Annotated in this window: 17 protein-coding genes and 1 pseudogene; 11 read left to right on the plus strand and 7 right to left on the minus strand. The window is 72.0% G+C overall.

The annotated features are described in order from the left end of the window. Positions 1-18: 18 nt before the first annotated feature. Positions 19-411 carry a hypothetical protein gene (locus ABEB28_RS21735; RefSeq protein WP_345730005.1) on the minus strand — a complete coding sequence of 131 codons (393 nt, stop codon included), beginning with the start codon at positions 409-411 and terminating at the stop codon, positions 19-21. Then, positions 408-857, minus strand: a complete 450-nt coding sequence (locus tag ABEB28_RS21740) for a DUF5994 family protein (protein ID WP_345730006.1) — start codon at positions 855-857, stop codon at positions 408-410. Before ABEB28_RS21740 ends, ABEB28_RS21735 begins: the two co-directional genes overlap by 4 nt. A 256-nt stretch (positions 858-1,113) precedes the next feature. Here ABEB28_RS21740 and ABEB28_RS21745 point away from each other — a divergent pair, with 256 nt between their 5' ends. Then, positions 1,114-1,287 carry a CsbD family protein gene (locus ABEB28_RS21745; RefSeq protein WP_345730007.1) on the plus strand — a complete coding sequence of 58 codons (174 nt, stop codon included), beginning with the start codon at positions 1,114-1,116 and terminating at the stop codon, positions 1,285-1,287. Positions 1,288-1,344: 57 nt separating this feature from the next. Here ABEB28_RS21745 and ABEB28_RS21750 read toward each other — a convergent pair whose 3' ends face one another. Then, positions 1,345-1,788 carry a DUF5994 family protein gene (locus tag ABEB28_RS21750; protein WP_345730008.1) on the minus strand — a complete coding sequence of 148 codons (444 nt, stop codon included), beginning with the start codon at positions 1,786-1,788 and terminating at the stop codon, positions 1,345-1,347. Positions 1,789-2,048: 260 nt separating this feature from the next. Between ABEB28_RS21750 and ABEB28_RS21755 the strand changes: the two genes are divergently transcribed. The 5 genes from ABEB28_RS21755 to ABEB28_RS21775 all read left to right on the plus strand — a co-directional run bounded on the left by ABEB28_RS21755 (position 2,049) and on the right by ABEB28_RS21775 (position 9,849). Next, positions 2,049-6,191, plus strand: coding sequence for a SpoIIE family protein phosphatase (locus tag ABEB28_RS21755; RefSeq protein ID WP_345730009.1), 4,143 nt, complete (start codon positions 2,049-2,051; stop codon positions 6,189-6,191). Further along, positions 6,188-6,517, plus strand: a complete 330-nt coding sequence (locus tag ABEB28_RS21760; RefSeq protein WP_345730010.1) for an STAS domain-containing protein — start codon at positions 6,188-6,190, stop codon at positions 6,515-6,517. Before ABEB28_RS21755 ends, ABEB28_RS21760 begins: the two co-directional genes overlap by 4 nt. Before the next feature lie 129 nt (positions 6,518-6,646). Then, positions 6,647-7,990: an N-acetylmuramoyl-L-alanine amidase gene (locus ABEB28_RS21765; protein WP_345730011.1), complete on the plus strand. Its 1,344-nt coding sequence runs from the start codon at positions 6,647-6,649 to the stop codon at positions 7,988-7,990. A gap of 63 nt (positions 7,991-8,053) precedes the next feature. Beyond that, a complete protein-coding gene (locus ABEB28_RS21770; protein WP_345730012.1) occupies positions 8,054-8,437 on the plus strand; it encodes a VOC family protein in 384 nt (127 codons plus the stop codon). A 20-nt stretch (positions 8,438-8,457) separates the two neighbouring features. Continuing rightward, positions 8,458-9,849, plus strand: a complete 1,392-nt coding sequence (locus ABEB28_RS21775; protein WP_345730013.1) for a CoA transferase — start codon at positions 8,458-8,460, stop codon at positions 9,847-9,849. Here ABEB28_RS21775 and ABEB28_RS21780 read toward each other — a convergent pair whose 3' ends face one another. Both ABEB28_RS21780 and ABEB28_RS21785 read right to left on the minus strand, forming a co-directional pair. Beyond that, complete coding sequence (locus ABEB28_RS21780) at positions 9,850-11,010, minus strand: damage-control phosphatase ARMT1 family protein (protein WP_345730014.1); 1,161 nt, start codon at positions 11,008-11,010, stop codon at positions 9,850-9,852. Positions 11,011-11,917: 907 nt separating this feature from the next. After that, complete coding sequence (locus tag ABEB28_RS21785) at positions 11,918-12,505, minus strand: biotin transporter BioY (protein WP_345730015.1); 588 nt, start codon at positions 12,503-12,505, stop codon at positions 11,918-11,920. A gap of 278 nt (positions 12,506-12,783) precedes the next feature. On the opposite strand from ABEB28_RS21785, the gene ABEB28_RS21790 reads away from it, so the two are divergent. The 3 genes and pseudogenes from ABEB28_RS21790 to ABEB28_RS21800 all read left to right on the plus strand — a co-directional run bounded on the left by ABEB28_RS21790 (position 12,784) and on the right by ABEB28_RS21800 (position 20,843). Next, positions 12,784-13,839, plus strand: coding sequence for an FAD binding domain-containing protein (locus tag ABEB28_RS21790; protein ID WP_345730016.1), 1,056 nt, complete (start codon positions 12,784-12,786; stop codon positions 13,837-13,839). After that, a complete protein-coding gene (locus ABEB28_RS21795; RefSeq protein ID WP_345730017.1) occupies positions 13,836-16,553 on the plus strand; it encodes a molybdopterin-dependent oxidoreductase in 2,718 nt (905 codons plus the stop codon). Before ABEB28_RS21790 ends, ABEB28_RS21795 begins: the two co-directional genes overlap by 4 nt. A 146-nt stretch (positions 16,554-16,699) precedes the next feature. Next, a pseudogene (locus tag ABEB28_RS21800) lies at positions 16,700-20,843 on the plus strand (bifunctional nitrate reductase/sulfite reductase flavoprotein subunit alpha). Between the two features lie 6 nt (positions 20,844-20,849). Here the strand turns inward: ABEB28_RS21800 and ABEB28_RS21810 are convergent. Continuing rightward, on the minus strand, positions 20,850-22,268 hold the full coding sequence (locus ABEB28_RS21810) for an MDR family MFS transporter (RefSeq protein ID WP_345730019.1): 1,419 nt from the start codon (positions 22,266-22,268) through the stop codon (positions 20,850-20,852). Next, a complete protein-coding gene (locus ABEB28_RS21815) occupies positions 22,265-22,858 on the minus strand; it encodes an NADPH-dependent FMN reductase (RefSeq protein ID WP_345730020.1) in 594 nt (197 codons plus the stop codon). Before ABEB28_RS21815 ends, ABEB28_RS21810 begins: the two co-directional genes overlap by 4 nt. Before the next feature lie 74 nt (positions 22,859-22,932). Between ABEB28_RS21815 and ABEB28_RS21820 the strand changes: the two genes are divergently transcribed. After that, a complete protein-coding gene (locus tag ABEB28_RS21820) occupies positions 22,933-23,580 on the plus strand; it encodes a TetR/AcrR family transcriptional regulator (protein WP_345730021.1) in 648 nt (215 codons plus the stop codon). 91 nt (positions 23,581-23,671) lie between these two features. After that, the coding region (locus ABEB28_RS21825) for an MCP four helix bundle domain-containing protein (RefSeq protein WP_345730022.1) at positions 23,672-24,696 on the plus strand (1,025 nt) is incomplete at its 3' end.

The raw sequence follows: 24,696 nt of genomic DNA on the forward strand, positions 1-24,696 counted from the left end.
CGGCCGGCCCGGTCGTTCTCAGCGGTCGGCACGCTCCGCAAGCCAGTGCTCAGCCTCGAGCAGACCGGGTGGCGGCGCCAGGCCCCGACGTTCCAGAGCGGTGCAGTAGTCGCGCGCCGCCTCGAAGTACTGCTGGCAGACCCGGTCGCCATCGGCGCTCGGAGCAACGGTCGCTCCGGCGGCGTAGGCCTGCTGGGCCGAGAGCAAGGTGGCGGCCAGATCGTGCAGCTCGGGGTCGGCCGTGGACAAGTGCGGCGCCAACGCTCCGGTGAGTGCCCGCACGGTTCCGCCGGCTCCGGCGCCGGGACGGGCTCGCGGAGCGCGGTCGCCGATAGCGACCGTCAAACGCCCAGGACGCCGCCGGAGCGGCGTGACGGTCTGCGCTGTCTCGTGTTCCGACACGTTCGTCATGACGCGCTCCGAACCGTCCCCCCGACGCCCGCCTCGTCGAGAATGGAAGTTCCGTGCGAGCTGTTGCTACCACGCGCGGCAACTGCCATGGCAGCCTCCGCGGACGCCTCGCTCGTGTCCGGCGGGACGACGAGGAGGTCGAGACGATCGCGGCCGGCGCCGGAGACACTGATCTCGTGGACGTCGGTGGGGCCGTGCCATCCGAGCCGGACGGTGTGCCCGGAGACCGTGATCCGGCGAGGCGTGCTCTGCCAGTGTTTTTCATTGAGGACGATCCGGTAAACGGTGCCGACGCGCGCGTCCAACGCGGTGATCAAGGCCGGTAGCTCGGCGAGCGGGTCGGTGGAGTACGGCCACCAACCGCCGTCGAGCATTCCCCTGCCGGACAGTTTCGGGTCGAGGTGGAGTCGCGCCTCGGAGGCGGTGGAACGAACGGTGGTAGCCATGACTGCGGCCTGTCCCCGGCGGATGCCCGGTGATTGCGGTTCGCCCAGGGCGACGCCGACGCGAATGCCAACGCTCGAAATGACCTCGGTACCTCCAGAGTAGCCCTTTCTGACCACGGAAAATGGGATCGGACGTGACTTTCTTCGCGTCGCTGAATTCTGGACCGCGCCTGGCGGTTGCGGCCTGATGAGCCGGGTATCTCCCCGTACGTCCGACGCCACGCACGGCGGCCGGGCGGACGAGAGGACAAATGCGATGGGCGCCGACGACAAGATCAGCAACAAGGCCGAAGAGGTCAGCGGCAAGGTCAAGGAAGGCGCCGGCAAGGCAACCGGTGACAAGGACTTGGAAGCCGAAGGCCAGGGCGACCAGGCCGGCGCCAACGTCAAGCAGGCGGGCGAGAAGATCAAGGACATGTTCAAGTCCTGACGCTCACGCCCGCGAGACCGAACCCCGGCTACCCGATCGTGGCCGGGGTTCGTCAGCTCACTCGACGATGCCGCGACGCGTCCCGGCCGGAACCCCGTGGGTGGCGAGAAGCTCGGAGCCTCGCGCGGCACTGTGGCCACGAGTCGCCGCGGTCATCGCGGCCAGTGCGGCGATCGGTGCGGTGGCGGGCGGAACCAGGAGCAGGTCGAGCTCGATGGCGTTGTTGGCCAGGACGACGACCTCGTGGCTGTCGATCGGACTGAACCAGCAGATCTCGATCCGGCTCTGGTCGAACGGCACCGTACGGGGCGTCGTGAGCCAGCCCGTGCCGCTGAGCGAAATCCGCGTCACCGCGCCGACGGCCGCCGCCAGTTCCGCCACCAGCAGCGGAAACTCGACCAGCGGATTGCGGGTGCGCGGCCACCACGCCCCGTCGAGGACGCCGTCCCCGGCACGTTCGGCATTCAGCGTCAGACGGATCCGTTCCTCGTCCGCGGCCATGACACCATCCGATCCGGCCGGAGCCGGTCAGTGATTCGCCGAGGGAGCCGCAGACCTGGTCGCTGCGCGCGAAGATCCTCCAGTGTTGTGACTGTACACCCGATCTTTCGGGCTTCTCTGGCCGCGAGACAGTCGGCCCAGCGGGCACGCGCCCCGCAGTCGCCAAGAGGCGCGCAGTCTCCGGAGCGGATAGCGTGATCGCGATTCGTCGGCTCGGGTCGTCGACCGAATCACGTCCGTGACGAGGGGAAACCGAGACGATGAACGGCGGCGACAGGTCGTCCTCCACCTCTGGCCCCGACGTCTTCGCGGCCGACCAGGAGGTCGGCAGCGACTTGGCAGCCGTCGACTGGTCGGCGACCCCGCTCGGACCCCCGACCGGATGGCCGCAGAGCCTGCGCACCGCGGTGAGCATCCTGCTCTCGTCGCGGTTCCCGATGTGGATGGCGTGGGGCCCGGAGCTGACGTTCTTCTGCAACGCCGCCTATCGACGGGACACGCTGGGCCGAAAGTACCCGTGGGCGCTGGGCCGGCCGGCCAGCGAGGTGTGGGCGGAGATCTGGAACGACATCGGTCCGCGCATCGACTCCGTCCTCGCCACCGGTAAGGCGACCTGGGACGAGGCGCTGCTGCTGTTCCTGGAGCGCTCCGGCTTCCGCGAGGAGAGCTACCACACGTTCTCCTACAGCCCGCTGCACGACGACAACGGGGCGCTGGCCGGCTTTCTCTGCGTGGTCAGCGAGGACACCGAGCGGGTCATCGGCGCCCGGCGGATGGCCACGCTGCGGGACCTCGGCTCCGATCCGAGCGTCGTCCGCACCGAGAAGGAGACGCTGACCTTCGCCACCCAGCAGTTCGCCGGGAATCTCCGGGACCTGCCGTTCACGCTGATCTACCTGTTCACCGACGACGGCCGCGCCGAGCTGGCCGCGGCGTCGGGGATCGCGGCCGGCCACCCGGCGGCGCCGGAGACGCTGCGGATCGACGGTTCGGACGAGGTGTGGCCGGCCGCGGCCCTCTCCCGGCAGGAGTGGGTGCTGGTCGAGCTTGACGGTCGTGCGCCGGGCGGACTCCCCGGCGGCGACTGGCCGGAGCCTCCCACGCACGCCCTGCTCGTGCCGCTGCTACAGCAGGGCAGCGCGCCCCACGGGTTCCTGGTCGCGGCCCTCAACCGCTACCGGCCCTACGACGAGGGCTACCACGGGTTCGTCGAGCTGACCGCGACCCACGTGGCCGCCGGTATCGCGAGCGCCCGCAGCTACCAGGCCCAGCAGCGGCGCGCCGAGGACCTCGCCGAGCTCGACCGCGCGAAGACCGCGTTCTTCTCCAACATCAGCCACGAGTTCCGGACTCCGCTGACCCTGATCGCCGGCCCGCTCCAGGACCTGCGCGACCGGCTGCCTCCGGAGGACCAGCGGGCCCGGGACGACGTGGAGATGATCCACCGCAACAGCCTGCGGCTGACCAAGCTCGTCAACACGCTCCTGGACTTCTCCCGGATCGAGGCCGGGCGGATGCAGGCCCGCTACGAGCCGACCGACCTGGCGCTGTTCACCACGGAGCTCGCCAGCGTGTTCCGCGCGGCCGTGGAGCGGGCCGGGCTCGCCTTCGACGTCGACTGTTCGGTCCTCGACCAACCGGTCTACCTCGATCGCGGGATGTGGGAGAAAATCGTCCTCAATCTCCTCAGCAACGCGCTCAAGTTCACGTTCGACGGAACGATCCGGGTATCGGTCGCCCGGGACTCCCTCGGCGCGGACGGCCCGAACGACGCGGACGGCGCCGTCATCCGGATCGCCGACACCGGGATCGGCGTGCCCCCGGCGGAGATACCGCGGCTGTTCGAGCGGTTCCACCGCATTCCGACGGCGCGGTCCCGGTCGAACGAGGGCAGCGGCATCGGCCTCGCGCTCGTGCAGGAACTCGTCCAGCTGCACGGCGGCAGCATCGAGGCGGAGAGCGAGCCGGATGTCGGCACGACGTTCACGATCCGGCTGCCCTTCGGCTCCGCGCACCTCCCCGCCGACCAGATCGTTCCAGGCACCGACAGCGACCAACCCACCGGCGCGGCCGAGCCGTTCGTCGAGGAAGCGTTGCGCTGGCTGCCCGACGTCGCTTCCGAACTCGACGAAGGGCCGATGGCCCGGTCGAGGAGCCGATCGGACCAGCCGCCGGCCCGGATCCTGATCGCCGACGACAACGCCGACATGCGCGCCTACCTGCGGCGCCTGTTGAGCAGCCAGTACGACGTGACGACGGTCGTCGACGGTGCGGCCGCGCTCGCCGCAGCCCGCAGCAACCCACCGGAGCTGATCATCAGCGACGTGATGATGCCGGGCTTGGACGGCCTGGAGCTGGTCACCGCACTCCGAACCGATCCGCGCACCGCCGACACCCCGATCATCCTGTTGTCGGCCCGCGCCGGTCAGGAGGCCGCGGTGGAGGGCCTGACCGTCGGTGCCGACGACTACCTGGTCAAACCCTTCGCCGCGCAGGAGTTGCTGGCCCGGGCGCGCGCGAACGTCGACCTGGCGCGCTCGCGGTATCACCACGCCCGCTGGCGTGCCGCGCTGATCGACTCGCTGCAGGAGGGGTTCTTCGTCGCGGACGCCGACGGCACCGTCGTCGAGATCAACTCGGCGTTCGCCGAGATCCTCGGCTACCCGGCCGACGGCCTCCCGTACCGGGCGCCCCAGCCGTGGTGGCCGGATCCGCAGGCCGACCCGTCGGGCCACCAGCTGGTGGTCGAGGCGTATCGGCGGGTGGTGGACGGTCCGTCCGGAGACCTGGTGGTCCCGCTGCAGCACCGGAACGGCCACCGGCTCTGGGCCGCCGTGTCGATCAGCTCCTTGGACGACGACCGCGGTGCCCGGATGGTCGTCGGCACGATCCGCGATGTCACCGCCGAGCGGCACGCGGCCCAACGCGACACCGCACTCAACGCGATGAACGAACGCTTGGCGGTCGCCAGAAGCGTGCCGGAGGTGCTGCAGACCGGCATCGAGCAGCTGCGTCGGCAGTGGCACGCCACGGCCGCGTTCGCCCGTGGCGGCACCGTCGCGGCCGCCGATCCGGCGGGGTCACCCGAGCCGCCGGAAACACTCGACGAGCTGCGGAACGCCGGTCCGGCGACGATCCGGATCGAGAACGCCGACGGTCGCTCGATCGGCGTCGGGACGACGATCGACTCCGCGCTCGGGCCGGTCGCGGTGTGGCTGGTCCTCGACCCGGTCCGGGGCTTCAGCACCGAGGACCAGACGCTGCTGTTGCTGCTGTGCGGGTCGCTGGCCCAGGCGCTGCACCGGGCCTACGCGTTCGATCAGCAGCGAGAGGTCGCCGTCGCGCTGCAGCGGTCGATCCTCGGCCCGGCCGTGCTGCCCGCCGGATTCGCCGTCCGCTACCAACCGGCGGGCCGGCCGTTGGAGGTCGGCGGTGACTGGTACGACGCGGTCGACCTTCCCGACGGCCGGATCGGCATCATGGTCGGCGACTGCGTCGGCCGAGGGCTGGCCGCCGCCACCGTGATGGGACAGCTCCGCAGCGCCGGCCGCGCCCTGCTGCTGCAGGCCACCGGCCCGGCCGAGGTGTTGACGGCGCTCGACCGGTTCGCGGCGCTGCTGCCCGGCGCCCGCTGCACGACGGCCTTCTGCGGCATTCTCGACGCCGAGAGCGGCCTCCTCGTCTACAGCAGCGCCGGCCACCCGCCCGGCGTCGTCGTCCTCGCGGACGGCCGCACGCAGCTGCTCGACGCCGGGCGCGGAATACCGCTGGGCCTACGGCGTACGGAGCCGCGCGAGGAGGTCACCACGACGCTGCCCGCCCGCTCGGTTGTCCTGCTCTACACCGATGGGCTCGTCGAGCGTCGCAGGGTGTCGATCGACGCGGGTATCCAGCGGGCCGCCGACACGTTGCGGGAGCACCGCGGGCTACCCGTCGAAGAGCTCGCCGAGCAGATCATGGAGCGGATGACCGGACGGAACGGCGCCAGCGACGACGTCGCCCTGCTCCTCTACCGGCATCCGGCGCCGCTCGACCTGTCGTTCGATGCCGACCCGAAGGAGCTCGCGCCGGTGCGGGCCGCCCTGCGCGACTGGCTGCGCCGCGCCGGTATCGGCAGCACCACGACGCAGAACGTGCTCGTCGCGGCCGGCGAGGCGTGCGCCAACGCGGTCGAGCACGGCTACCGCGACTGGCCAGGGCGGATCCGGTTGGCGGCCCGGGCGATCGGAGAGGACCTGGAGGTCACTGTGTCCGACAGCGGCAGCTGGCGGGACGAACCGACCACGGCGAGCCCGTACCGAGGGCACGGGCTCAACCTCATCCGGGCGCTGATGTCCCGGGTGACCCTGAATTTCGGTGCCACCGGTACCACCGTCGAGATGGCCACGAGGATCACATCATGACCAGCCCGCTGCAGATCACCACCGACCGCCTCGCGGACGGCAAGAGGCAGCTGACCGTGACCGGGGAGATCGACCTCGGCAACGCTGCCTACTTCAAGGAGGAGCTCGGCGCGGCGCTCCAACCGGGCCCGCGTCTGCTGGTCGACCTGACCGGCGTCGAGTACCTCGACAGCGCCGCACTCGCCGTGCTCTTCACCTACGCGGACCGGATCGAGATCCGCATCGCACCGCTCAACGAGTACCTGCTGACGGTGTGCGGGCTCACCCAGCTGACCGACGTCGAGGTCGTCCGGCCGGACCCGTCGTCGGTCGAGCCGTCCGAGTAGCGCTCCTGAACCGATCAACGCCCCGCAGAACCGGAGTCTCGCTCATGATGTCGGCGCCGATGCCGACGGGCTGAGCAAGGGCGCCGAGGCGACGCCCTCTCCTGTTCCTCGACGCGGGGGCGTGAGGTCATGGCTGAGTCCAGGAGGAAACGCCCGGCGATGCTGGCCGGCGGCGTGCTGACGGTGGCCGCGCTGGCCGGCGGTGTACTGCTGCCGGGCCGCGAAGCCGCCGCGGAGAGCGCCGAGCGGCCACCGACGGGCGCGGCACCGAGGTCGGCGACCGGCTCGGACGCCGGACCGAGCGACGCCGGACCGAGCGACGCCGACGGCGAGGTGCGGGTCGCCCGACGGCTCGTCCTGGGCACCCCCGCCACACCGAAGAACGGGGCCCTGTCGCTGCGGGCCCAGCCTCCGGGTGTGCCGCTCGCCGACGACCATCCGCTCGCCCGGGACGGTGCGCCACGCGTCCTGCGGGCGACGAGCACCGGCGTGCGGTTCGCCGCGGTCGGCGTCAGCTGGCGCCGGGATCCGCGGCTCGGCGAGGTGAGCGTCGCGGTCCGCACCCGGAGCCGGAAGGGAACGGCCTGGTCGGATTGGACGACCGCCGCGTACCACCCCGGCCGGAACCGCTTGAAGCGTGTCGGGCCCGGAGTGCTCTGGACCGGCGACGCCGACACGCTGGACCTCGTGCTGACCAGCATCAGCGGACCGCAGCCCACCGATGTCACCGTCGACCTGATCGACCCGGGCACGGCGTCGATCGACACGGCGAACCTGAGCATCGGCACCGGGCTGTTCGCCGGACTACCCGCCGCCGGACGACAACCCACGAGCTACGGCAACGGCATCGTCCGGATCTACGGCCGGACGGCCTGGGGCGCCAGCCCGGCCCATCTGCGGCGCGCACCGCGGTACGCGCCCGGCGTCAAGGCGGTCATCCTGCACCACACCGCAACGACGAACGACTACGAGGCCCGCGATGTCCCGCGCATCATCCGGTCGATCTACTACTACATGTCGGTCACCGAGCGTTACGGCGACATCGGCTACAACGCGCTCGTCGACAAGTTCGGACGGATCTGGGAGGGCCGGGCCGGCGGGTTGGACCGCGCAGTCGTCGGCATCCACGCCGGTGGGTTCAACACCGGCACCTCGGGCGTCGCACTGATCGGCGACCACGCCGACGAGCAGGTCAGCAGGGCAGCCCGGGAGGCGGTCACCCGCTTCGCCGCGTTCAAGCTCGGCACCAACGGCGTGGACCCGACGTCGGTGCAGCGCCTCACCGGCGGCCCGTCCACCCGGTACCGGGCGCGGACGAGCGTGCGGGTGCCGGCGATCGCTCCACATCGGGAGACCAGCCTCACGGCCTGCCCTGGCGAGGACGGCCTGCAGATCCTGCCCGGCGTGCGGGCCACGGCGAAGTCGCTGATCACGCGGTACCACCTGCGGGCGGAGGGCGCCGCACGCACGTGACGGGTGTCGTCCGCGGCGGTCGGGGGAATTCCGGAGGCCATCGGAGACACCGAGGAGGTCGTGATGGTCAGCCGCTTCGCGCAGTGGACGCTCGACGTCCGGGACGTCGGCGTCATGGCCGAGTTCTGGTCGCAGGCGCTCGGCTACGAGATGGACAAAGGCGACGACGGCTCGGCGAAGCTCTACCCGCCGTCCGACGCCGAGCCCACCGCGCCGACGCTGTGGCTGCAGAACTCCGGCGAGGACAAGGTCGGCAAGAACCGCTTCCACCCCGACCTGGTCACCGCCGACGACGTGGACAGCGAGGTCGCCCGGTTGGAGCGGCTCGGCGCCCGCCGGATCGACGTCGGGCAGACCGGGTCCGAGCCGTTCGTCGTGCTCGCCGACCCCGAGGACAACGAGTTCTGCGTGCTGCGCCGCGAGCCACGGCGGGCACTGCACGTCTGAGGCCGGGATACCGTCGGGGTGTGGAGAGCCGGGCCGTCGCACAGTTCTGGACCACCCTGGACGGACCGCCGTCGCAGCTGTCCCGGCTGCGCGTCACCGGCCCGCCGGGCACGCTGCCGTCGCCGCTCCCGGTCACCGACCTGGCGGTGGCGAGCGTCGCCGTGGCCGGCCTCGCCGCCGCGGAGCTGCTCGCGGTCCGAGGCGGACCGGTCCGGGACTGCACGGTCGACCGGCGCGCCGTCGCGACCGCGTTCACCAGCGAACGCCACCTGCGCCACGACGGGGTGGCGGTGGGCGGTTGGGCTCCGCTCTCCGGCTTCTTCCGGACGCAAGACGGCTGGGTGCGTCTGCACGCGAACTACCCGCACCACGAGGAACGGCTGCTGACCGCGCTCGAACTCGCTGCCGGAGCGGACCGGGACGCGGTCGCGGCACGGTTGGCCGAGCGGTCAGCACTCGCCGCGGAGGACGCGGTGACCGCGGCCGGCGGGCTCGCGGTGGCGGTGCGGACCCCGGTGGAGTGGGCGGAGTCCGCACCCGGACGCGCGGCGTCGGCCCAGCCGCTCGTCGCAGTGGACACCGCCGGAGGAGGCGGGGCGCCTGGCCTCGTGCCCGGCGCGGCGCTGCCCGCGGCCGGGGTGCGCGTGCTCGACCTGACCCGGGTGATCGCCGGGCCGGTGGCCACCCGCACGCTGGCCTATCTCGGCGCGGACGTGCTGCGCGTCGACTCCCCGCACCTTCCGGAGCTGCTCGCCGCGCACCTCGACACCGGCCTCGGCAAGCGATCCACGCTTCTCGACCTGCGCTCCCCCACCGGACGCGAAACGCTCGACGACCTCCTGGCCGGGGCGGACGTCGTCGTCACCGGGTACCGCGCGGGGGCGTTGGATCCGTTCGGGCTCGATGCCGCGCAGCTGCAGGCCGCGCGTCCGAACCTGGTCGTAACGAGCCTGACCGCGTGGGGCGACGCCGGGCCGTGGCGTGCCCGCCGCGGCTTCGACAGCCTGGTGCAGGCGGCCTCCGGCATCGCAGCGCTCACCGGCTCGTCTACTCCGACCGGGGCCGCGCAGCCGGGGGTGCTCCCTGCCCAGGCGCTCGATCACGCCACCGGCTACCTGTTGGCGGCCGCGATCCTGCGGGCGCTCACCCGGCGCGCCGGTGGTGCGGGCGGGAGCACGATCGGTGCGTCGCTGGCCCGGACCGCCGCCTGGCTGATCGCCGCGCCGCGGAGCCGCGTCGACGGTCCGGAGGCGACGAACGACGACCCCGAGCCGTGGCTGGCGGACCTACCGGGTCCGTACGGCGTCGTGCGGCACGCGGTGCCGCCGTTCCGCCTCGACGGCGGCGCACCCGACTGGGCCACCGGCCCGGTTCCCTGGGGCAGCAGCCCGCCTCGGTGGCTGGATCGCTGACTACGCCCGAACGTGGACGACCGCGTACTCGCCGGTGGTGCGCCAGGCCTTCCCGGTGGCGTCCAGCGCCTCCACCGTCGCAGCGCTGAGCCCCACCGCGACGTCGCACTTCAGCGTCCGCAGCGCCACCACCGGGCCGGGGAAGTGCGCGGTCAGCTCGGCGAACGGTGCGGTGGGGTGCCAGAGCCGGTCGCCGACCAGCCGCCGGTAGTTCAGGTCGCCCTTCGAGATCGTCAGAGCGGCCTCGGCGAACTGGGCGCGCAGATCCGCCGGCATCGCCTGGTACGGAAGCGGGCCGCAGAAGAACTCGTGTGCCCGCAGTTCGAGTCGCCCGGCGCGGACGAACCCGGCGAGCCGCTCCCCGACCGCACTGGCGCGCCCCTCGGCTGCCCCGAGCCGCGCGATCGCCGCCAACACGTCCGCCGGGGTGGCGTCCGAAACGTAGTAGGGGTGCGGTTTCACGTGCAGGACCACGCTGGTCGCGAGACCGGCGTCGAGCAGGTGGTCGAGCAGGATCAGGTCCGGCAGGAGTTCCCGGCCGGCGTTGTCTGCGATCAGGTGCACCGCACCGGCCGGCCGGTCGTGCAGGAGCGCGCGGAACGCGGGCGTCTGGTCCGCGATCACGCCGCCGACGCCGGTGCCCGCCGACGGGCCGGCCTGGAAGCTCAGATCGGCCCGATTACCCCAGAGCGACGAGCGGACCAGCGCGTCCCACTGCTCGTCGAGCGGCCGGGTCGCCAGGTCGTCGAGCGCGGCCAACTCCTCGTCGACGGGGTGGCCGGCCAGCTCGGCGGCTTTCGTCGGGGCGTACGGGTCGATCCCGCGCCACGGCCCCGGAACGAAGTAGTCGACCGCGTCGAGGATCCGCCGGTAGAAGTAGCTCTCCGCCCAGAGGAACGGCGTCTCGCCCCACGGCACCCCGCGGTACTCCGGGCGCCACCAGGGCCACGGCTCGTGCCGGAGCGACTCCACGTCGGGGGCGGTGACGACACCGGACGTCGACTCGACGAGCAGGGCGTCGAGCGCGTCGCGCTGCGCGGACGGGCGGGGCAGCGCGTTCGCGACCCGCTCGATGAGCACGGGGTGGCGGTGGTGGAAGACGCTCCACGGGAACGACGCCGGATCCCGGCTGTCGATCTCGGGAGCGAGCGTCTCGGTCACGGCCCGATCCTAGGCCCGCCCTCGCCGGGTGGTGCCGCTGGTGGCTGTCGCCCTTGCCGGGCGCAGCACGGGACCGCTGTCGCCCTTGCCGGGCGCAGCACGGGATCGTTGTCGCCCTTGCCGGGCGCAGCACGGGATCGTTGTCGCCCTTGCCGGGCGCAGCACGGGATCGTTGTCGCCCTTGCCGGGCGCAGCACGGGATCGTTGTCGCCCTTGCCGGGCGCAGCACGGGATCGTTGTCGCCCTTGCCGGGCGCAGCACGGGATCGTTGTCGCCCTTGCCGGGCGCAGCACGGGATCGTTGTCGCCCTTGCCGGGCGCAGCACGGGATCGTTGTCGCCCTTGCCGGGCGCAGCACGGGATCGTTGTCGCCCTTGCCGGGCGCAGCACGGGATCGTTGTCGCCCTTGCCGGGCGCAGCACGGGATCGTTGTCGCCCTTGCCGGGCGCAGCACGGGATCGTTGTCGCCCTTGCCGGGCGCAGCACGGGATCGTTGTCGCCCTTGCCGGGCGCAGCACGGGATCGTTGTCGCCCTTGCCGGGCGCAGCACGGGATCGTTGTCGCCCTTGCCGGGCGCAGCACGGGATCGTTGTCGCCCTTGCCGGGCGCAGCACGGGATCGTTGTCGCCCTTGCCGGGCGGCGCAGGCAGTGGTTGTCGCGAAATCCGGGCAAAGCGCGGGTGGTTGTCGCGCTTTCCGGGCGGCCCTCGTAGTGAATGTCGTGCATTCCGGACTATGGCACGGAGTGTGCGACAACCACCTCGGCGCGCACCCGGAAACGGCGACAACCACCCCGCCGACACGCCTTCCGCCCCTCGCCGACGGCAGCCTCCGCCTGCGCGGGGCGGAAGACAGCCCGCCCCGGCACGCGCCATCGCAGCGCCGGGGCGGGCAGCACGAGGGACCCGTCAGTCGCGGTCCGCGCGCTTGACCAACGCCCACGCTCCCGGCAGCAGCACCGCCGCGAGCGCGATCTTGATCGCGTCCCCGATCAGGAACGGGGTGAGGCCCAGGTCGACGGCTTTCGTGAAGCTGACGTCCAGCGACACCATCAGCCACGGCACACCGATCCCGTAGATCGCCAGGTTGCCCGCGATCATGAGGGGAATCGTGCGCAGCGGGGTCCGGTCGGCCCCACGGCGGGCCAGCGCGCCGACCACGGCCGCGGCCAGGATGAACCCGAGGACGAACCCGAACGACGGCCTCGTCCAGCCGGAGGCCTGCTCCGCGAACCACGGCACGCCCGCCATACCGACCAGGGCGTAGACCAGCATGCCGAGGATGCCCCGAGCCGGGCCGAGCGCCGCGACCGAGAGCAGCACCGCGAACGTCTGCCCGGTGAGCGGCACGGGAGTGAAGGACAGCGGAATCGCGATCTGCGCGAAGAGCCCGACGAAGAGCGCCGAGCCACCGACGAGGGCGGCGTCCCGGACGAAACCGCCGGGGAGTACGTCGGCCAGGACGCGCGGGGACCGGGTGACGCTGAGCGTGGACATGAGCCTCCTGTCTGAAACAACAGTCAGCACGCTAATTACACTGTTACGGCGCCTTCCAGCGCAGTTCGCGACGAACGTCACGTGCCGCACGTTGGAGGATTCCTCCAACGTGGTGCGGCGCCGATCACCGCAGGTGACCGTGGCCTTGTGGGATCGACCAGCGACGTCGAGCGCCACGGGGACGCGTTTGGAGAGAACGCCAGTAGCCCTGGCTCCGCCCCCAGTGGTGGGATGATCAGCGGAGACACCGGAACAGCTGACCGCAGCGCGGGGCCTCGGTGTCCGGTGAGACGGAGGCGAGCCCGGCACCGCGGCACCACACGCTGCGGTACCCCGCGACGCGGCTGCCCGGCGTCGGGGCAGCGCAGCGTCACGGAGCCGCGGCCGCCACCGCAACGGTTCTCGACGAGGTCCCTTGGGCCCGCCGACCACCGGGGCCGCCGACTCCACCCGACTCGGCGACGACGCCGGACCGGCCGCTGGAGAGCGGGTGTTCCTACGACGAAACAGGTGCGTTCGTGGACCTGCACACGATCGACGAGGTGACCGGCGCGGCCGAGGCCGGCGCCTGGCGTTCCGGCGATGCCTGGCTGGCCGGCGGCACGTTCCTGTTCTCCGAGCCGCAGCCGCACCTGTCCCGCCTGCGCGACCTCACCACGCTCGGCTGGCCCGCGCTGACCGTCGGCTCCGACGGCCTGGAGATCGCCGCGACCTGCACGATCGCTGAGCTGGCCGGGTTCGCGGCACCGCAGTGGCCGGTCTGCGACCCGCTGATCCGGCAGTGCTGCGACGCGTTCCTCGCGAGCTTCAAGATCCAGAACGTCGCCACGGTCGGCGGCAACCTGTGCACCGCGCTGCCGGCCGGCCCGATGACGTCGCTCACCGCGGCCCTCGACGGCTGGTGCACGCTCGAGTCGCTGGACGGAACCCGCCGCCGGGTCGCGGTGACCGACTTCGTCGTCGACGACGGCGTCACCGCACTGCACGGGAGCGAGTACCTCCGCGCGATCTTCCTGCCCGCCACCGCGCTGACCGGGCGGTCCGCGTTCCGGCAGGGCTCGCTGCACGCGCTCGGCCGCTCGGCCGCTCTGGTCGTCGGACGGATCGATGCGGGCAGCGAGGCGTTCGTCCTCACGATCACGGCCTCCACCCGCCGGCCCGTGCAGCTGCGGTTCGCCCGCTTCCCGCGCGCGGCCGAGGTCCGGGCGGCGGTCGACGACGCGATCCCCGGTGACCTGTGGATGGACGACGTCCACGGGCTCCCGGCCTGGCGACGGCACCTCACCGAGACGTTCGCGGCGGAGATCCGGGACGAGCTGGAGGCCCGCCCATGAGCGTCACAATCAACGGCGCGTCCTTCGACGAGTTGCCCCGGCCCGGCCAGTGCCTGCGCACGCACCTGCGCGACCTGGGCCACTTCGGTGTCAAGAAGGGGTGCGACGCGGGCGACTGCGGCGCCTGCACGGTTCACGTCGACGGGATTCCGGTGCACAGCTGCGTGTACCCGGCCGTCCGGGCACAGGGCCGCACCGTCACCACCGTCGAGGGGCTCGCCGGTGACCACCGGCTGCACGACGTGCAACAGCGCTTCCTGGACGCGCAGGGCTTCCAGTGCGGCTTCTGCACCGCGGGCTTCGTGATGACGACGGCCGCGCTGGACGAGCAGCAGCTCACCGATCTGCCCCGCGCGTTCAAGGGCAACCTCTGCCGCTGCACCGGCTACCGCGCCATCGCCGACGCGGTGCACGGCGTCCAGCACACCGAGGACGCCGCAGCGACGGGTGGCAACGCGCCCGCGCCGGCCGGCCCCGATGTCGTGACCGGAAAAGCCCGGTACACGTTCGACGTCGACGTTCCCGGCCTGCTGCACCTCAAGGTCCTGCGGTCGCCGCACGCGCACGCGCGGATCATCCGCATCGACACGGACGCCGCGCGAAACGTCCCGGGAGTGCACGCCGTCCTCACCCACGAAGACGCCCCGGCGAAGCGGTTCTCCACCGGTCGCCACGAGCGCGTTCAGGACGACCCGCAGGACACCCGGGTTCTCGACGACGTCGTGCGGTTCCGTGGCCAGCGGGTCGCCGCGGTGGTCGCCGAGTCGGAAGGTGCCGCGGAGGAGGCCTGCCGCCGGATCGTCGTCGAGTACGACGTCCGCCCGGCGGTTCTCGACGCGGACGAGGCGTTGCAGCCGGGAGCACCGGTCCTGCACGCGGACAAGGGGCCGGGCGACGGCATCGCCCGCGCCCAGGACAACGTCGCGGGCGAGGTCCACGGCGAGATCGGCGACGTCGCGGCGGGACTGGCCGACGCCGACGAGGTGTACTCGGGCACGTTCAGCACCCAGCGGGTGCAGCACGCGAGCCTGGAGACCCACGGCTCGGTGGCCTGGTTCGACGACGCCGGGCGGCTCGTCGTCCGGTCGAGCAGCCAGGTGCCGTTCCTGACCCGCCGGGCACTGTGCGCACTGTTCGACCTACCGCTGGACCGGGTGCGGGTGCTCACCGGACGGGTCGGCGGCGGCTTCGGCGGCAAGCAGGAGATGCTGGCCGAGGACCTGGTGGTGCTCGCGGCCCTGCGAACCAACCGTCCGGTCAAGTACGAGTACACCCGCTCCGAGCAGTTCGAAGCGGCCACCACCCGGCATCCGTTCACGGTCTCCATCCGGCTGGGCGCCCGGAAGGACGGGATGCTCACCGCGATGGACCTGCGGGTGGTGTCGAACACCGGCGCCTACGGCAACCACGGTCCCGGCGTGCTGTTCCACGCGTGCGGCGAGTCGATGGCCGTGTACCGCTGCCCGAACAAGAAGGTCGAGGGCTACGCGGTCTACACGAACACCGTGCCGTCCGGCGCGTTCCGCGGCTACGGCCTCGGGCAGGTGCTGTTCGCGGTCGAGTCGGCGATGGACGAGCTGGCTCGCCGGCTCGACCTCGACCCGGTGCAGTTCCGGGCACGCAACGCGATCCGGGCCGGCGATTCGCTGGTCACGCCCGCCGGGCAGGAGGCCGACATCAGCGTGGCCAGCTACGGCCTCGACCAGTGCCTGGCGGTGCTGGATGCAGCCCGGCGCGACCCGGGACCGGCACCGGACGGCTGGCTCGTCGGCGACGGCTCCGCGATCGCGATGATCGCGACCACGCCGCCGAACGGGCACTACGCCGACGCCACGGTGACGCTGCTGCCGGACGGCCGCTACGACCTGGCGGTGGGCACCGCGGAGTTCGGCAACGGCAGCACGACCGTGCACCAGCAGATCGTCGCGGAGGTCCTGGGGACGAGCACGGACCGGGTGACGATCCGGCAGTCCGACACCGACCTGGTCGGGCACGACACCGGCGCGTTCGGCTCCACCGGGACCACCGTGACCGGCAACGCGGTGCTGGCGGCCGCGAACAACCTGCGCACCGCGCTGCTGGCGACTGCGGCCGCCCGGAGCGGCCTACCGGTCACCGCCTGCCGGCTGGAGCCCGACGCGGTGGTGTGCGGATCGATGCGGTTGACGCTCAAAGAGATCGCCGGCACGGCGAGCGCCCCGCTCACCGCCGACGGCCACTTCGACGGCACGCCTCGATCCGTCGCGTTCAACGCTCACTGGTTCCGGGTCGCGGTCGACCCCGGTACCGGGGAGATCCGGATCCTGCGTAGCGTCCACGCCGCCGATGCGGGCAGGGTCCTCAACCCGATGCAGTGCCGTGGCCAGATCGAGGGTGGGATCGCGCAGGCGCTCGGTGCGACGCTGTTCGAGAACGTCCGGGTGGACGCCGACGGTGCGGTGGCGAACCCGACGTTCCGGACCTACCACCTGCCGACGTTCGCCGACGTGCCGCGCACCGAGGTCCATTTTGTCGAAAACGTGCACGACCCGATCGGTCCGCTCGGCGCCAAGTCGATGAGCGAGAGCCCGTTCAACCCGGTGGCCCCGGCGCTGGCGAACGCGATCCGCGACGCGACCGGCGTCCGGTTCACCGAGCTGCCCCTCGCCCGCGACGTGGTTTGGCAGACGCTGGCGAACGCACGAGGCTCCTGGGGCACCGTGCGGGAGGTGTAACCAGGTCTACGCCGCCCGCGTCACGTCGATGAAACCGCTGCTTCGCATCCTCGGTACGGACGTACCGTTCTGGGAGGGTGCTGGTGACGGCCGAGCTCATCGACCGCGTCAAGACCGTGTGCTCGTACTGCGGCGTCGGCTGCGGCCTGGTGCTGGACGTCGTCGTGGACGCCGACGGGCGGCGGCGCGCGCTCAAGGCGTCCGGCGACAAGAGCCATCCAGCGAACCGGGGGAGGCTCTGCACCAAGGGCTCGACCAGCGCGGAGCTGCTGGCCGCAGACGGTCGGCTATCCACCGCGCTGGCCCGGCACGACCGGAACGCCGAGCTGGCACCGACCGGCGTCGACGAGGCGATCAGCGCCACCGCCCAGCGGCTGAAGGCCATCCTCGACGAGCACGGGCCGGACGCGATCGCGCTCTACGTCTCCGGCCAGATGACGCTGGAGGCCCAGTACCTGGCGACCAAGCTGGCCAAGGGCTACCTGCGCACCAACCAGATCGAGTCGAACTCACGCCTCTGCATGGCCAGCGCCGCGAGCGGCTACAAGCTCTCGCTCGGCGCCGACGGACCGCCCGGGTCCTACGCCGACCTGGACGAGGCCGACGTGTTCCTGGTGATCGGCTCGAACCTGGCCGACTGCCACCCGATCCTGTTCCTGCGTTTGCTCGACCGGATGAAGGCCGGCGCCAAGCTGATCGTCGTCGACCCCCGGCGGACCGCAACCGCCGCGAAGGCGGACCTGTTCCTGCAGGTCAAGCCCGGTACCGACTTGGCGCTGCTGAACGGCCTGCTGCACCTGCTGGCCGAGTCCGGGAGCCTGGACAACGAGTTCATCGCGAACTCCACCGAGGGCTGGGAGGCGATGCCCGCGCTGCTGCGCGACTACCCACCGGCCCGGGTCGCCGAGATCACCGGCATCCCCGAAGCTTCGCTGCGCGAAGCCGCCCGGCTGATCAAGAGCGCCGGAAACCGCTGGATGAGCTGCTGGACGATGGGCCTCAACCAGAGCACGCACGGCACCTGGAACACGAACGCGCTGGTCAACCTGCACCTGGCCACCGGGGCGATCTGCCGTCCTGGCGCCGGACCGTTCTCGCTGACCGGACAGCCGAACGCGATGGGCGGCCGGGAGATGGGCTACATGGGCCCCGGGCTGCCCGGCCAGCGGTCGGTGCTCGCCGAGGCCGACCGGCGGTTCGTCGAGAAGCGGTGGAACCTCCCGGCCGATACGATCCCGACCGAGGTCGGCACCGGCACCGTCGACCTGTTCCGCCGGATGGCGGCGGGCGAGGTGAAGGCCTGCTGGATCATCTGCACCAATCCGGTCGCGTCGGTCGCCAACCGCCGGACGGTGATCGAGGGCCTGGAAGCCGCGGAGTTCGTCGTCACCCAGGACGCGTTCGCCGACACCGAGACGAACGCCTACGCCGACGTGGTGCTGCCGGCCGCGATGTGGGCCGAGTCCGACGGCGTGATGGTGAACTCCGAGCGCAACCTGACGCTCGCCCGGCAGGCCGTCGACGCGCCCGGCGAGGCGCTGGCGGACTGGCAGCTGATCGCCCGGATCGCGACCGAGATGGGGTTCGGCGACGCGTTCGACTACGCGTCCGCCGAGGAGGTGTTCGACGAGCTCACCGCGTTCTGGAACCCACAGACCGGCTACGACCTGCGCGGGGTGGACTACCCGCGACTGCGGAACGGCCCGGTGCAGTGGCCGGCTCCCCCGGACGACCGGAACGACCGGCACCCGATCCGGTACCGCAGCGAGTCCGAGCTCCGATTCGCCACCGCCAGCGGCAAGGCGGTGTTCTTCCCGCGTCCGCACCTACCCCCGGCGGAGCTACCCGACGACGACTACCCGTTCGTCCTCAACACCGGGAGGCTGCCGCACCACTGGCACACGCTGACCAAGACCGGGAAGATCGGGACGCTCACCAAGCTCAACCCGGAGCCGTTCGTCGAGATCCACCCGGACGACGCCGCTCCGCTCGGCATCTCCGACGGCGACCGGATCGAGGTCGCGTCCCGCCGTGGACGGGCGGTGCTGCCGGCCGTCGTCACCGACCGGGTGCTGCCCGGCACCTGTTTCGCGCCGTTCCACTGGAACGACGTGTTCGGGGAGTACCTGAGCATCAACGCGGTAACGAACGACGCCGTCGACCCGATCTCGTTCCAGCCCGAGTTCAAGGTCTGTGCGGTCGCGCTCACGGTGGTCGGATCCGTGCGTGCACCGGCTCCGGTTCCTGCGTTCGAGTCGGACGTCCGGCCGCTGGGCATCATCGACGGGCTGACCGACGTCTTCGGGCTGGGTGCGGTGGTACCGCCGGCGCTGTCCGAGGCCGAGCGGCGGTACCTGGCCGGTTTCGTCACCGGCCTGCGGACGTCGCCGCCGTCCGGGGAGAGCATTCCGGTGCTGCCGTCCGGGGCGCCGTTCGCACCGGACAACGCACTCTGGATCAACGGGGCGCTGGCCGGGGCGTACTCCCGGAGCGGAGTGGCGCTCGCCGAGCCTCCCGCGCCGTCCCGGGAGCTGATGGTGCTCTGGGCGTCGCAGACCGGTAACGCCGAGGAGTTCGCACTCGCGGTGGCCGGCCGACTGTCGACCGAGCTCTCGGAGAGCGGCCGGAGCGTCACCGTGTTCGGCATGGCCGATTGCTCGCCGTCGTTGCTGCGCCGGGCGACGGACCTTCTCTTCGTCACGAGCACGTACGGCGATGGCGACGCACCCGACAACGGCGGGGCGTTCTGGGACGCGCTGGTGGCCGACGACGCGCCGCGGCTGGACGGGCTGCGCTACGCGGTGTTGGCGTTCGGCGACTCCAGTTACGACAACTTCTGCGGGCACGGACGCCGGCTCGACGAGCGGCTGGCGGAGCTGGGCGCGGAGCGGCTGGTGGAGCGCGTCGACTGCGAGCCGGATTACGACGAGGCGGCGGATTCCTGGGTCGCCTCGGTGCTCACCGCGCTCACCNCTGGCGGAGCTGGGCGCGGAGCGGCTGGTGGAGCGCGTCGACTGCGAGCCGGATTACGACGAGGCGGCGGATTCCTGGGTCGCCTCGGTGCTCACCGCGCTCACCGCGAGCGCGTCCCTCGGCCCGCTCGCCCCGCCGTCGCCCGAGCCGTCCAGCGTCTCGACGACGTGGAGCCCGGTCACCACCGCTACACGGCCGAGCAAGGCGGCGCCGGCGACCGCACGGCTGATCGGCAACCGGCTGCTGAGCCGGCCGGGGGCGATCCGCGAGGTGCGCGAGTTCGCGTTCGCGGCGGACGGCCTGCGGTACGAGGTCGGCGACGCGCTCGGCATCTGGCCGACGAACTGCCCGGACTTGGTCGACGAGTGGTTGACGCTCACCGGCCTCGACCCCGGAACGCCGGTGGACCTCCCCCGCGCCGACAGCGCGAACAGCGTCGACTTCGCCACCGCACTCCGGAACCACCTGGAGATCGCCGCGATCACCCCCGGCCTGCTCCGGTTCGTCCTCGACCGGACACACGACCGCGAGCTAGGCAAGCTGCTGCGGCCGGAGAACAAGGGTGAGCTGGCCCAGTGGACCTGGGGGCGGCAGGCCGCCGACGTCCTCGCGGCGTTCGACATCGGCGCGGCCGCGCAGGAGTGGGTGAACGCGCTGCCCAAGCTCCAGCCCCGGCTGTACTCGATCTCGTCCAGCCCGCTGGTGGACCCGGACACGATCCGCACGACCGTGTCCGTGGTCCGGTTCGCCAACGAGGCCGGGCGCGAGCGCAAGGGCGTCTGCTCGACGTTCCTCGCCGACGCCGGCCCGGACGCCCCGGTCCCGGTGTTCGTGCAGCGGGCCACGCATTTCAAGCCACCCGCGGACGGGGCGACCCCGGCGATCATGGTGGGGCCGGGCACCGGCATCTCCCCGTTCGTCGGGTTCCTGCACGACCGCCGCGCACGCGGCGCCACCGGGCCGAACTGGTTGTTCTTCGGGGCGCCGCGGGAGTCGACCGACCACTACTACGCCGACGAACTGGGGCGGCTGCGGGCCGACGGCACGCTCGCCCGGCTGGACACCGCGTTCTCCCGGGATCAGCGGGCCAAGGTCTACGTCCAGGACCGGATGCGCGAGCACGGAGCCCAGCTCTGGGCGTGGCTCCGCGACGGCGCGCACTTCTACGTCTGCGGCGACGCCACGCGGATGGCCAAAGACGTCGACTTGGCCCTGCGCGAAGTGGTCGCGGCCCACGGCAAGATGTCCGCGGACGACGCCGCCGCCTGGGTCAAGCAGCTCGCTGCCGACAAGCGCTACGTCCGCGACGTCTACTGACCGGCCTTACCCGGGCGCGGTGGCGCGCGGGCGCTCGGCGACGGCGAGCCAGGCGGCCGCGACCGTGCCGAGCACCGAGGCGGCGGTGAGCCACCAGAACGCCGCGTGGAAGGCGGCTTCCGCGCCCCGTGGCAGGCTCGTGGCGACCACGACCGCGAACAGCGCGCCCCCGAGCGCTCCGCCGACCCGGTTGAGGATGTTGACCTGCGCCGTCGCGTCCGGGAGCTGGTCGGGCGTGACGGCTTTGAACGCCGCGGTGACGACCGGCACCGTCGCACAGGCCAGTGCCGCGCCGCGGACGAACAGCAGCGCCTGGACCAGCCACTCCGACGCGTCCACGTCCAGCACCGCGAACGGGAGCGTCGTGACGACCGTGGCGACGCTCCCGACCAGGCCGACCAGGCCGCCGCCGAACCGATCGACCAGCCGACCGACGAACGGAAGCGCCAGGGACGTGCCGATGCCCAGGGAGATCAGCGCGATCCCGGATTCCAGCGGGTCCGCGCCGCGCCCGATCTGGAAGTAGAGCGGGTAGAGCAGCCCGGCGCCGAACAGGGCAGCGCCCACGAACGTCGCGGCGCTGGTCGCGGCCCGGTACGCCCGGATACGGAACAGGCTCAGGTCGAGTACCGGGCTGGCGGACCGGGAAGCGTGCACACCGTAAGCGACGAGCGCGAGGACGCCGACCGCCAGCGGAACGGCCACTCCGACGCTGCCGACGCCGCCGATCTCCCCCCATCGGGTGCACCCGTACACCACCAGCGGCAACCCGGCGCTGAGCAGGATCAGCCCCACCCAGTCCAGCGGCCCGGCGTCCGCCGGCTCTCCCCGCGGGACCAGCCGCAGACCGAGCCAGAGCGCGGCCACCCCCACCGGGATGTTCACCAGGAACAGCCACGGCCACGAGCCGACGTGCAGCAGGTACCCGCCGATCACCGGGCCGAGAGTCGGTGCGAGCGTCACCGCGATCCCGAGCGTGGCCATGACCCGGCCGAGGCGGTGCGGTCCGACCGCTCGGCCGAGGATGGTCTGCCCCGCCGGGATCAGCATCCCCGCGGCGAGCCCTTGCACCACCCGGAGCCCGATCAGCCATCCGGCGTCGGGGGCGAACGCACAGGCCGCGGACGCCAGGGTGAACGCCGCCAGGCAGCTCAGCCATAGGCGTCCGGCACCGACCCGCCGCGCCAGCCACGCGCAGAGCGGGAGCGAGGCTGCGAACGCGATCAGGTAGCCGGTGGCCACCCACTGGGCCGTGCCGAGCGTCGTTCCGAACTCCCGACCGATCGTGTCCAGCCCGACGTTGACGACCGACGCGTCCAGGCCGCTCAGGAACGCACCCGACGCGATCACGCCGGCCAGCCGCCAGACCCGTGCCGGGATCGGCGCGTCCGGCTGAGTCTCTGCGGTGACGTCCGCGACGCTCATCGCGCCACCTGGGCCACGGTCGGTACCCGCAGGCCCCGCAGCGCGGTGCCCCAGGCGAGCACCTGGCCGAGCATCGTCTCCAGCTGGGCCTCCGCGTGCTCGGGCGGGCGCGGGCGGCCGTCGGGGGTGAAGTCCGTGGACGCCGAGAGCAGCACGTGCGCCCGTACGTCGGCGACCTGCAGCTCCCCCATCACCAACCGCAGGTGTTCGACCGCGCGTGCACCGAAGGCGTCGGCGCCGTAGCCGACGAACCCGGCCGCCTTGTCCCGCCACTCGGCGTGCAGGTAGTCGAGCGCGTTCTTGAGCACCGCGGGGATCGACCGGTTGTACTCCGGAACCACGAAGACGTAGGCGTCGAACGAGTCGATCAGGGCGGACCAGGAGCGGGTGTGGGGCCGGCTGTAGCTCTCGAAGATGGCCGGCAGCGGCTCGTCCAGGAACGGCAGTGGGTGGTCGACGAGGTCCACCAGCGTGAACTCGGCTGGCAGCGGAGCCGCACGCTCCAGTACCCAGCGGGCGATCCCGCCCGACTTGCGGTCCGGCCGAGTGCTGCCGGCGATGACGGCGACTCGCAGAGCGTCGGATTCCATCGGGGTTCCTCCTCGGTGAATTTGTACAGTACTCGTTTTACTTTACAGAGTCCCCCGTCGTCTAGGCTTTCGGCATGAGCTCGCCGACCACCGCGCCGCTGGGACGGCTGCAACCCCAGAAGCGGGCTGCGATCGTCCGGGGCGCGCGCCTCGTGTTCGGCCGCGACGGGTACGCGCGGGCCAGCGTCGACGCGATCGCGACCGAGGCGTGCGTCTCGACCCGCACGCTCTACAAGCACTTCCGCGGTAAGGAACAGCTGTTCGCCTCGGTGCTGGAGGCCAGTGCCACGGAGGTCGCCGACGCGTTCGTCGAGCAGGTAGCCGCCGTTCCGTTCGCCGGATCGGCCGACGCGGTGCCCGCGGAGCTGACCGGGATCGCGCACGCGTTGGTCCGGCACACGGTTGACCACCCGGAGCACTTCGCGATGGTTCGCCAGATCGTCACGGAGTCGACCCACTTCCCCGCGCCGGTGCTCGCGGCGTGGCAGGAGGCCGGGCCGCTCCGGGTCGAAGCGGCGGTGGCCGGTCGGCTCCAGCGCCTCGCCGATCAGGGGCTGCTCGCCGCGCCCAGCATCCGGCGGGCAGTACTGCATTTCGTCGCGCTCGCTACGGCGGAGGCGAACCCGCGCGGTCTCCGTCCCGCCGGGCATTTGAGCGCCGACGAGACCGAGATCGCGGTCGCGGCCGCCGTCGAGGCGTTTCTCAACGGTTACGCGACGTAACTCAGATCGTTTTTCGCACCGCCGATGGAGACATCTAGGGATCCATCGGCCGGCTCGTCGTAGCCGGCCACTCCGACGCGGGGGCGACGAGATGACGCAAGCAGTGACGGCACCACGGCGCGGTGGCTTCGCGGGCCTCGGAGTCGGACCGAAGATCCTGGTCGCGGTGGCGGTTATGGCGCTGGTCGCGGTGGTGACCGGAGCGGTCGCCTGGTCCCGGCTGGGCGCGTTGGACGACAAGGTCCAGACCGTGAAGTCGACCAACATCTCGCGGCTCAACCACTTGGTGGACATGGAGAGCGCGATCGCCGCGATGTTCCGCGGCTTCTTCCTCTACAACCTCCCCAACATCCCCGCCGCGGAGAAGGCGACCCACAAGCAGACCACCAAGGAGGCGCAAGCCGACCTGGACAAGGCGCTCGCGGCCTACTCGTCCACCGAAGATCCGTCGCAGACCTGGAAGGACCAGGTCAACACGTTCGACGAGGCGTGGACGAACTACAAGAACCTGGCGAACACGTTCATCCTCGGCGATCCGCCGCCGTCCGGGTTCACGCTGCCGACCGGCGCGGCGATCGTCCCCGCGTTCAACAACGCCGAGACCGCTATGAACAGCGCGATCGCGGAGCTCCGCGCGCTGGAGCGGTCGCAGGCGGAGGACGCCGCCACCTCGGCAGCGGATACCGCGTCCGGCGCTCGGACACTCATCGCGACCGTCCTGATCAGCGGCCTGATCGTCGCGATCGCGCTCGCGCTGTGGATCGGCCAGACGATCGCACGCCGGCTCGGCCGGGTCCGCGACGTCTTGGACGCCGTCGCGAGCGGCGACTTGACCCGCCAGGCGCAGGTCGACGCCGGTGACGAGGTCGGCGCGATGGCGCAGGCCGTCAACCGGGCCACCGACTCGATCCGGAGCACCGTGACGGCGCTGTCGGAGTCCGCGCGGACGCTCGCCGACTCGTCGCAGCAGCTGTCAGCCTCCGCGTCGGCGATCGCCGGCAACGCGGAGGAGACGTCCGCACAGACGGGCGTCCTGGCAGCGGCGTCCGAGGAGGTGTCGCGGAACGTGTCCGCAGCCGCCGCCGGTACCGACGAGATGGGTTCGGCGATTCGGGA

The organism is Cryptosporangium minutisporangium, from assembly GCF_039536245.1.
Taxonomy (GTDB): Bacteria; Actinomycetota; Actinomycetes; order Mycobacteriales; family Cryptosporangiaceae; genus Cryptosporangium; species Cryptosporangium minutisporangium.